At 67.9% G+C, this 8,293-nt stretch carries 8 protein-coding genes; 6 read left to right on the top strand and 2 right to left on the bottom strand.

Annotated elements, in window-relative coordinates:
- Positions 1-41 precede the first annotated feature (41 nt).
- The 4 genes from AAF184_23505 (at position 42) to AAF184_23490 (ending at position 5,260) form a co-directional block, all read left to right on the top strand.
- The gene (locus AAF184_23505; GenBank protein MEO0425323.1) at positions 42-593 is read left to right on the top strand and encodes a DUF6491 family protein; all 552 of its coding nucleotides are present in this window, start codon (positions 42-44) and stop codon (positions 591-593) included.
- On the top strand, positions 593-1,408 hold the full coding sequence (locus AAF184_23500; GenBank protein MEO0425322.1) for a nitrilase-related carbon-nitrogen hydrolase: 816 nt from the start codon (positions 593-595) through the stop codon (positions 1,406-1,408). Before AAF184_23505 ends, AAF184_23500 begins: the two co-directional genes overlap by 1 nt.
- A gap of 175 nt (positions 1,409-1,583) precedes the next feature.
- Entirely contained in the window at positions 1,584-4,835 is a 3,252-nt protein-coding gene (locus AAF184_23495) for a glycosyl hydrolase (GenBank protein ID MEO0425321.1), read from the top strand.
- An 86-nt stretch (positions 4,836-4,921) separates the two neighbouring features.
- Entirely contained in the window at positions 4,922-5,260 is a 339-nt protein-coding gene (locus AAF184_23490) for a cupin domain-containing protein (protein ID MEO0425320.1), read from the top strand.
- A 51-nt stretch (positions 5,261-5,311) separates the two neighbouring features.
- Here the strand turns inward: AAF184_23490 and AAF184_23485 are convergent, their stop codons facing one another.
- Entirely contained in the window at positions 5,312-5,704 is a 393-nt protein-coding gene (locus tag AAF184_23485) for a hypothetical protein (protein MEO0425319.1), read from the bottom strand.
- Between the two features lie 226 nt (positions 5,705-5,930).
- On the opposite strand from AAF184_23485, the gene AAF184_23480 reads away from it, so the two are divergent.
- On the top strand, positions 5,931-7,082 hold the full coding sequence (locus tag AAF184_23480; protein MEO0425318.1) for a tRNA-dihydrouridine synthase: 1,152 nt from the start codon (positions 5,931-5,933) through the stop codon (positions 7,080-7,082).
- Positions 7,083-7,095: 13 nt separating this feature from the next.
- A complete protein-coding gene (locus tag AAF184_23475; protein MEO0425317.1) occupies positions 7,096-8,046 on the top strand; it encodes an NAD(P)-dependent oxidoreductase in 951 nt (316 codons plus the stop codon).
- Between the two features lie 60 nt (positions 8,047-8,106).
- On the opposite strand, the gene AAF184_23470 is transcribed toward AAF184_23475, so the two are convergent.
- Positions 8,107-8,293, bottom strand: a 187-nt coding sequence (locus tag AAF184_23470; protein ID MEO0425316.1) for a hypothetical protein, incomplete at its 5' end; no start/stop codon positions are given.

Genomic DNA, 8,293 nt, shown 5'->3' with positions numbered 1-8,293 from the left:
GCCTGACGCGCACGTTCTCTCGACCTGGCGCAGGAGTATTCATGACAAGCGTTCCTCAACGACGCTCGGGTCCCCTCACGCTGTTAGCCATTGCGGCGCTGCTCGTCACCGTGTTGGCCAGCGGATGCGCCACCAGCGCGGATGCGGCCGACGCCGCACGACGCCGCGACCTGGTCCTGGTACCACCCGATTCGCAGCCGGTCGACTCCCTGCGCTGGAATCGCGTGCGCTCGATCGAGCCCTTGAACGATCGCATGATCCTGATCAATGCCAGACGCCCCTACCTGCTGGTGCTGGCGACCGCCTGTCGTGGCCTGCAACCGAACAGCGTGGTGGTCTCCGACAACATCGGGGCCAAGTTCCAGCCGCGCATCGACACTTTGATCTTCGTCGATCCCTTCTCCGACGTGGCCTTCAACGGCGCCGGGGGCCCCGGCACCCTCGACAACATCGCCATCGTGAACCCGAGCTCGCGCACGCAGGTGGGCCGCGGCGGCGTGGTGTGCCAGCCCGAGACGCTCTACGCCCTCGACAGCGACGAGTCGGTGGAGCAGGTCCGCCAAGCCGTCTCGCGCAAACGACGGGAGAAGTAGTGGCGGTGAGCAGCGGCGATGGGCAGGGCATGCGGGTCGGGGTGTTTCAGTTCCACCCGACCTTCGGCGACGTCGAGGGCAACCGTCAGCGGGTGTGCGACGCGCTCGCCGAGGTCGAGGCCGACCTCCTCGTGCTGCCGGAACTCGCGTTTACGGGCTATCACTTCGTCGATCGCGCGGAGGCCACGTCGCTCGCCGAGCCCCTCGACGACTCGCCCACCCTCAGCGCCCTCATCGACCTCTGCCGCGCGCGCGACCTGCACCTGGTCACCGGGTTCACCGAGCGCGCCGGCGAGCAGCTGTTCAACAGCGCGTTGCTGATCGGCCCGGACGGCCTGATCGACTGCTACCGCAAGCTGCACCTGTTCAACACCGAGACCGCCATCTTCGATCCCGGCGATCAGCCCCTGCGCGTGCACGAGGTGCGCGGCGTGCGCCTGGGCATGATGGTGTGCTTCGACTGGGCGTTTCCGGAGGTGGCCCGCACCCTGGCCCTGCGCGGTGCCCAGGTGCTGTGCCATCCGAGCAACCTGGTCCTCACCTTCTGCCAGCAAGCGATGATCACCCGCTCGATCGAGAACCGCGTCTTCGCCGTCACCACCAACCGCTTCGGCGAAGATCGTCGCCCCCACGGTGCGCTGGACTTCACCGGCCAGAGCCAGGTCACCACGCCGAAGGGCGAAGTGCTCTTATCCTGCGCCGGTGACGCCGAGGCACTGCGCGTGGTGACCATCGACCCCACCGAGGCCGACGGCAAGTTCATCACCCCCGCCAACCACGTGCACGACGACCGCCGACCCGAGTTCTACGCCTGACACCGGCACGCGACGCGACCCTTCTCCTCTCAAGGGCAACTCCGTCACGAGCGTTGGCGCGCGTCGGCCCACTTCCGCCGCTACACTTGGGCGCTGTCCGTCGATTGCAGCGGTTGCTCCCGATCGCGCCGAAACGCTAGACGACAAAGAAAACATATATTTAACTGGAGGTTACATGCGATTTCTCGCGTCCTTTGGAGCTACCGCAGCGGCGGCTGCCCTACTCGCGGTAAGCGCCCAGGCCGAAGAGCCACTCGCGGCTTTCAACAGCCTGAAGCTGCGCAACCTCGGGCCCGCCGTCACCTCAGGGCGCGTGGTCGAGTTTGCCGTCCACCCCGACAACCAACACCACTACTTCGCCGCCACCGCCTCCGGCGGCCTGTGGCTGACCAAGAACGACGGCATCACCTGGAGCCCGGTGTTCGACCGCTACGGCAGCTACTCGATCGGCACCGTGACCCTCGACCCGCGCAACCCGCAGGTGGTCTGGGTAGGCACCGGTGAGAACAACAGCCAACGCAGCGTGGCCTACGGGGACGGCATCTACCGCTCCGTCGACGGCGGGCGCAGCTTCGAGAAGATGGGCCTCGAAAACTCCGAGCACATCAGTCAGATCGGCTTCCACCCGAAGGACCCGGACATCGTCTACGTGGCGGCCCAGGGCCCCCTGTGGAGTGAAGGCGGCGACCGCGGCTTCTACCGTTCCAGCGACGGCGGCGCGAACTGGGAGCGCCTGCTGCACGTGAACGAGTACACGGGCGCCAACGAGTTCGTCGTGCACCCGGACAACCCGGACCACATCGTGGTCTCCACCTACCAGCGGCACCGCGCCGTGTGGACCCTGATCAACGGCGGTCCCGGCAGCGGCGTGCACAAGTCCACGGACGGCGGCAAGACCTGGCGCAAACTCGCCGGCGGCCTGCCGGGCAAGAACGACCTCGGCCGCATCGGCCTGGCCTCGGCCCCGTCCAACCCGAACATCCTCTACGCCATCGTCGAGGGCATCGACGGCGACGGCGGTGTCTATCGCTCTTCAGACTTCGGCGAGACCTGGGAGAAGCGCTCCGGCTACAAGACTACGAGCGCCCAGTACTACAACGAGATCACCGTCGACCCCTACGACAGCGACCGCGTCTACTCCCTCGACACCTTCACCAGCGTCTCAGAAGACGGCGGTAAGTCATTCAAAAGGCTATCATTCAAAGCCAAGCATGTGGACGACCATGCGATCTGGATCGACCCCGACGACACCCAGCACATCCGCATCGGCGGCGACGGCGGCGTGTACGAGAGCTTCGACCGCGGCCAGACCTGGCGCCACGCCCGCAACCTGCCCCTGACCCAGTTCTACCGGGCGACGCCGGACAACGGCTTCCCCTTCTACTCGGTCTACGGCGGCACCCAGGACAACAACACCCTGGGTGCGCCCGTGCGCACCACCTTCTCCCGCGGCATCACCAACGAGGACTGGACCTTCACCCTCGGCGGTGACGGCTTCAAGCCGCAGATCGACCCGACCGATCCCTCGATCGTCTACAGCCAGTACCAGTACGGCGGCCTCGCCCGCTACGACATGAAGACCGGCAACGCCGTCTACATCGCGCCCCAGCCCGGCCCCGGCGAACCCGCCCTGCGCTGGAACTGGAACGCGCCGCTGATCATCAGCCCGCACGATCCCGCCCGCCTCTACTACGGCGCCGAGAAGCTGTTCCGCTCCGACGATCGCGGCGACAGCTGGACCCCCGTGAGCGGCAACCTCACCCGCCAGCTCGACCGTAACGAGCTCGAACTGATGGGCCGCATCTGGTCCGTCGACTCGATCGCCAAGAACGCGTCGACCTCCGTGTACGGCTCGCTGGTGGCCCTCGACGAGAGCCCGCTGGTCGAAGGCCTGCTCTACGCCGGCACGGACGACGGCTTGATCCAGGTGAGCGAGAACGGCGGCGAGCAGTGGCGTTCGGTGTCCAGCATCATCGGCGTGCCGAACATGTCCCTGGTGGAGGACATCATCGCCGACCTGCACGATGCGGATACGGCCTACGCAGTGTTCGACAACCACAAGCGCGGCGACTTCCGCCCCTACGTGTTCAAGTCCACGGACCGTGGCCAGACCTGGAAGAGCATCACCGGCGACCTGCCCGAGCGCGGCACGGCGCACACGATCATCCAGGACCATGTGGATCCGAACCTGCTCTTCGTGGGCACGGAGTTCGGCCTCTACGTGACCCAGGACGGTGGCAAGCACTGGGCGGCGCTGAAGGGCGGCTTCCCGACCATCGCCGTGCGTGACCTCGAGATCCAGCGCCGCGAGGGCGACCTCGTGGTGGCGAGCTTCGGCCGCGGTATCTACATCCTCGACGACTACAGCCCCCTGCGCACCAAGGCCGCCGACCTGCAGGCCGCCGACGCGCACCTGTTCCCGGTGAAGGATCCCTGGGCGTTCTTCGAGCGCTACGACGGCGACTCCCCGGGCACCGGCCGCTACGCCGCGCCCAACCCCACCTTCGGCGCCGTCTTCACCTACCACCTGAAGGACGGCTACAAGACCCTGCGCGAGCAGCGTCGCGAGGCCGAGCGCAAGCTCGAGAAGAGCGGCGCCGACACGCCCTACCCCTCCTGGGATGAGCTACGTGCCGAAGATCGCGAGGAAGCGCCGAGCGTGGTGCTGACCGTGCGCGACGGGGACGGCAACGTCGTGCGTCGCCTCTCCGGCCCCAAGGGCAAGGGCCTGCACCGCGTGGCCTGGGACCTGCGCATGCCGCCGGCGGACCCCGTGAACCTCAACGCCCTCGGCGAGCGTCCGCCCTGGTGGCCCGCGCCGGCCGGCCCGATGGTGGTGCCGGGTGAGTACACCGTGTCCCTCGCCGTGCGCCAAAGCGGCGAGCTGACCGACCTTGGCGAGCCCCAGACCTTCACGGTCAAACGCCTCGACCAGGGCGGCATCATCGCCGAGGACCTCGATGAGGTGGTGGCCTTCCAGCGCAAGACCCATCGCCTGGCCCGCGCGGTCGATGGCGCCGCCACGTACATGGGCGAGATGGACACGCGCCTCGCGCACCTGAAGAAGGGCCTCAGCGACACCATGGCCCCAACCGAGAGCCAACAGCAGCAGCTGCGGGCGATCGAGGCGGCGATGGCGGACCTCAAGGTGCTCATGAACGGCGATGCCACCGTCGCACGCCGGGCGGAGCCCGTGCCCTGGCCGATCACCAATCGCGTCGGCAGCATCCAGTTCGGTCACTGGGACAGCTACGCGCCGGTCACCGGCACCCACCGTCAGGCCTACCAGATCGCGGCGCAGGAGTTTGCCGGCGCCCTGGAGGAGCTGAAGCGGATCGACGGGATGCTGGAGCGCCTCGAGGGCGATGCGGAGCGTCTCGCCGTGCCGTACACGCCGGGGCGTTTGCCTAACTGGCAGCCTGAGTAGGCACGAGGGCGCATGGACGGCTGCCTAACGCAGGCGGCCGTCCAATCCTCCTGCGCGGGGAGCGCAGACCTCACCGGAGACGCCGGATGCCGAACGAGAGCTGGGGCAGCATGACGTGGCTGGTGGAGGACGCCTCGCATCCTGGCGCCGACCTCTCCCTCGCCCGCATGACGGTGCTCCCCGGGCACACGAGCCCGGCGCACCGCCACCCCAACGCCAACGAAGCGATCCACCTCGTGAGCGGCGAACTGGAGGTTCGCCTGGGGGCCCAGTGGGTGCCGGCCCACCCTGGCGACACGATCTACGTGCCCAGCGGCACCACCCATCAAACCCGTTGCCTGGGGGACACGGAAGCCGTCTTGATCCTCGCCTATTCCGCCGGCCGACGGGCCTACGAGGACATGGAAGGCACCGCGGCCGACTGAGGCTATCGGCGGTGGTCGGGGATCCTTCCACCCGACCACCGCCTCCGCCGCCTAAGGCGGTCCGAAGGACTTCAGTCCTTCGCGCTCCGGGGTGAACGGGCAGGCGCCCTGGGTCACCGTGATGGTGTCGGTCACGGTAAACAGGATGCCGCCGTTGTCGATGCCGATCACATCGGCCGTGCGCGCCGGCAGGTTGAGATCGACGATGGCGATGTCGTAGCCAAAGAAGTCCGGCACCGCGCAGGAGCCGCTCTGACAGACCAGACGCACCTCACCGCCACCGGTCGGCACAACGCCGCTGAACGCGGTGTCCGCGCCTGCACAGTCGTAGCCCTCCCAGGTGAAGCCGACGCCCGGCGTGAAGCTCACCCCGTCGCAGAAGGAGTCGAAGCTGATGCACACCTGAGCGTTGGCGGCAGAGGCGCCAAAACCGAGCAGCATCATCACCGCAAGTACCCGTTTTATATCACTTACCTCGTTGTTGGATCAGACCGGCAACGATGGCTGTCGCGGGAATCGGGGAGTGAGTGACACGCGCGGCCATCCTTGCCTATCCCTCTAGGCGTCCTCTGACCGGATATCGGATCAGGGGCGACTTTCGGTCAGCTCTTTCCGATGCCACGCGCCCATCACGGCTCATCGCCCCGACGGCCTGCTAGACTCCGGCGCCATGGCCAACGCCGACGCCCCACCGCCGCCCCCCGACGCACCAGCACGCGCCCGCGCCCGTGCCTACGCACGCCAGCACGTGACAGACCCTCGCCTCGCCAGCACCGTCGCGGCAGGCTTCGACGCGCCGTTCTTCCAGGCGGGCCTCGCCGGCTACTCCGACGGCGCCATGCGCCTCATCGCCCGCGCCCACGGCGCCCCCTTCTGCATCACCGAGGCCCTGCTCGACCGCAAGCTCGTCGACGGCGGCCGCGGCAAGCGTCAGGAAGACCCGGACCTGCTGCAGAAGGAAGCGCGCGGCCTCGGCGATCTGGAGGAGAACGCCGTCGCCCGCCTCGACGATCATCCCGTCGCCGGCCAGGTGATGGGCACGGAGCCCGAGTGGATGGCGCGCGGGGCCGTGGCCCTGGCGGAGATGGGCTACGACGTGGTGGACTTAAACCTCGCCTGCCCGGTCAAGAAAATCCGTAAGCGCCGCCGCGGGGGCCACTTCCTCGCTGCCCCGGACGACGCGATCGCCATCCTGCAGGCCGTGCGCGACGCCGTGCCAGCGCAGATTCCGTGCACCGTGAAGTTGCGGCGCGCCTTCGACGACACGCCGGCGATGGCGCTCGCCTTCGAACGCATCTTCGATGCTGCCTATGAAATCGGCTATGCCGTCGCCACGGTGCACGCCCGCACCGTCGAGCAGAAGTACAACGGCCCCGCGCGCTGGCCCTTCCTCCACGACCTCGTGCAGCGCTACCCCGATCGGCTGATCTTCGGCAGCGGCGACGTGTGGACCGTGGACGACATCTTCCTGATGCTTGCGGACACCGGCGTGCACGCCGTGTCCGTGGCCCGCGGGTGCATCGGCAGTCCCTGGATCTTCCGTCAGGCACGGGCCCTGATGACGGGTGGCGACGTCGTCGCGCCCACGCTCGCCGAGCAGCGCGACGTGCTACTCACGCACCACACGCTCGCGATGCGTCTCTACGGCGAGCGCAGCGCGACGCGCCAGATGCGCAAGTTCGGCATTCGCTTCTCCACCCACCACCCGTTCGCGCCGAACGATGTGCGGCGGGCGTTCACCCGCGTCGATGGCGCCGATGCCTGGACGGCGGTACTGGAGACGCACTACACGCCCGAGCGCGCGGCGAGCGTCGCTGGGTAGGAGGTCGCGACCCTTGAAAGTGCTCGTCACCGGGTCCTCAGGCTGGCTCGGGCGTCACCTGATCCCGCTGCTCGAAGCAGCAGGCCACGACCCCGTCGGCATGGACGTCGCCCCCTCTCGCTGGACCACGATCAACGCTAGCATCGTCGACACTGACGTCGTGCACGGCGCCTTCGCCGATCACGCCTTCGACGCGGTGATCCACGCGGGCGCGCTGCACAAGCCCGACATCGTGCGCTACCCCCAGCAGGCGTTCGTGGACGTGAACGTGACGGGGACGCTCAACCTGCTCGAAGCCGCCGCCGCCCGCGCCGGCACGCGCTTCATCTTCACCTCCACGACCTCGCTCATGATCAGCCGGGCGATACGCGACGAGCACAGCGACGCCGCCATCTGGCTGGACGAGCAGTACGGGCCGATCGAACCGCGCAACGTCTACGGCGCGACCAAGCTCGCCGCGGAAGCCCTGTGTCGCCAGCACCACATCGATTTCGATCTGGAAGTGATCGTGCTGCGCACCTCGCGATTCTTCCCCGAGGACGACGATACGCACCACGTGCTGAGCGGCCCCAACATGAAGGCTAACGAACTCCTCAATCGACGCGCGTCGGTGGAGGACATGGCGCGCGCTCACCTCACCGCGCTCGAGCACGAGGGCGAGCTTGGCTTTCGCCTCTACCTCGTCTCCGCGCCCACACCCTTCTCACGGACCGATCTGCGAGCGTTGAAGGCAGACGCCCGCGCGGTGATCCGCAGGCGCTACCCGCAGGCCGAAGCGCTCTATGCGGAACAGGGTTGGGCGCTACCGACGCAGATCGGGCGGGTCTACGACGGCACGCTCATCACTCGAGATCTGAACTTCGCCTACGAGACCCGCTTCGAAGACGTGCTCGACGCCCTGGCGGCCGGCAAGCCGGCCCCCGTCGCGCACGATGCCACCTACACCTCTCCCCTGGTGAGGTAGAGGCTCGTCATCCGCTGGGGGACGGTACACCCCCCTCGCATCACCCCGGCGGCGGGCGCCTCAGTCCTGCGACACCACCACGCGCGGCCGACCGTCGAGGCGGTAACGGATCCCATACTCGCGTGCCTTGGCCTCGAAGTCCGCGAGCTGCTCGGCGGGCAGGATCTCCCCGACGCCCTGCACTTCGAACAGATCTCCCGCGTACAGCAGCATCAGCAGGAACGAGATCAGCGCTTCCGTGCTGGTG

The sequence above is a fragment of the Pseudomonadota bacterium genome, from assembly GCA_039815145.1.
Taxonomy (GTDB): Bacteria; Pseudomonadota; Gammaproteobacteria; order Steroidobacterales; family JBCBZW01; genus JBCBZW01.
The sequence above is the reverse complement of the archived record's forward strand: the minus strand, read 5'-3'. Positions and strand labels throughout refer to the sequence as shown.

Bases quoted from the DNA above. Each gene is read 5' to 3' on its own strand.
- AAF184_23485 (MEO0425319.1), bottom strand. From the start codon at position 5,704: ATGATGCTGCTCGGTTTTGGCGCCTCTGCCGCCAACGCTCAGGTGTGC.
- AAF184_23495 (MEO0425321.1), top strand. From the start codon at position 1,584: ATGCGATTTCTCGCGTCCTTTGGAGCTACCGCAGCGGCGGCTGCCCTA.
- AAF184_23480 (MEO0425318.1), top strand. From the start codon at position 5,931: ATGGCCAACGCCGACGCCCCACCGCCGCCCCCCGACGCACCAGCACGC.
- AAF184_23505 (MEO0425323.1), top strand. From the start codon at position 42: ATGACAAGCGTTCCTCAACGACGCTCGGGTCCCCTCACGCTGTTAGCC.
- AAF184_23490 (MEO0425320.1), top strand. From the start codon at position 4,922: ATGCCGAACGAGAGCTGGGGCAGCATGACGTGGCTGGTGGAGGACGCC.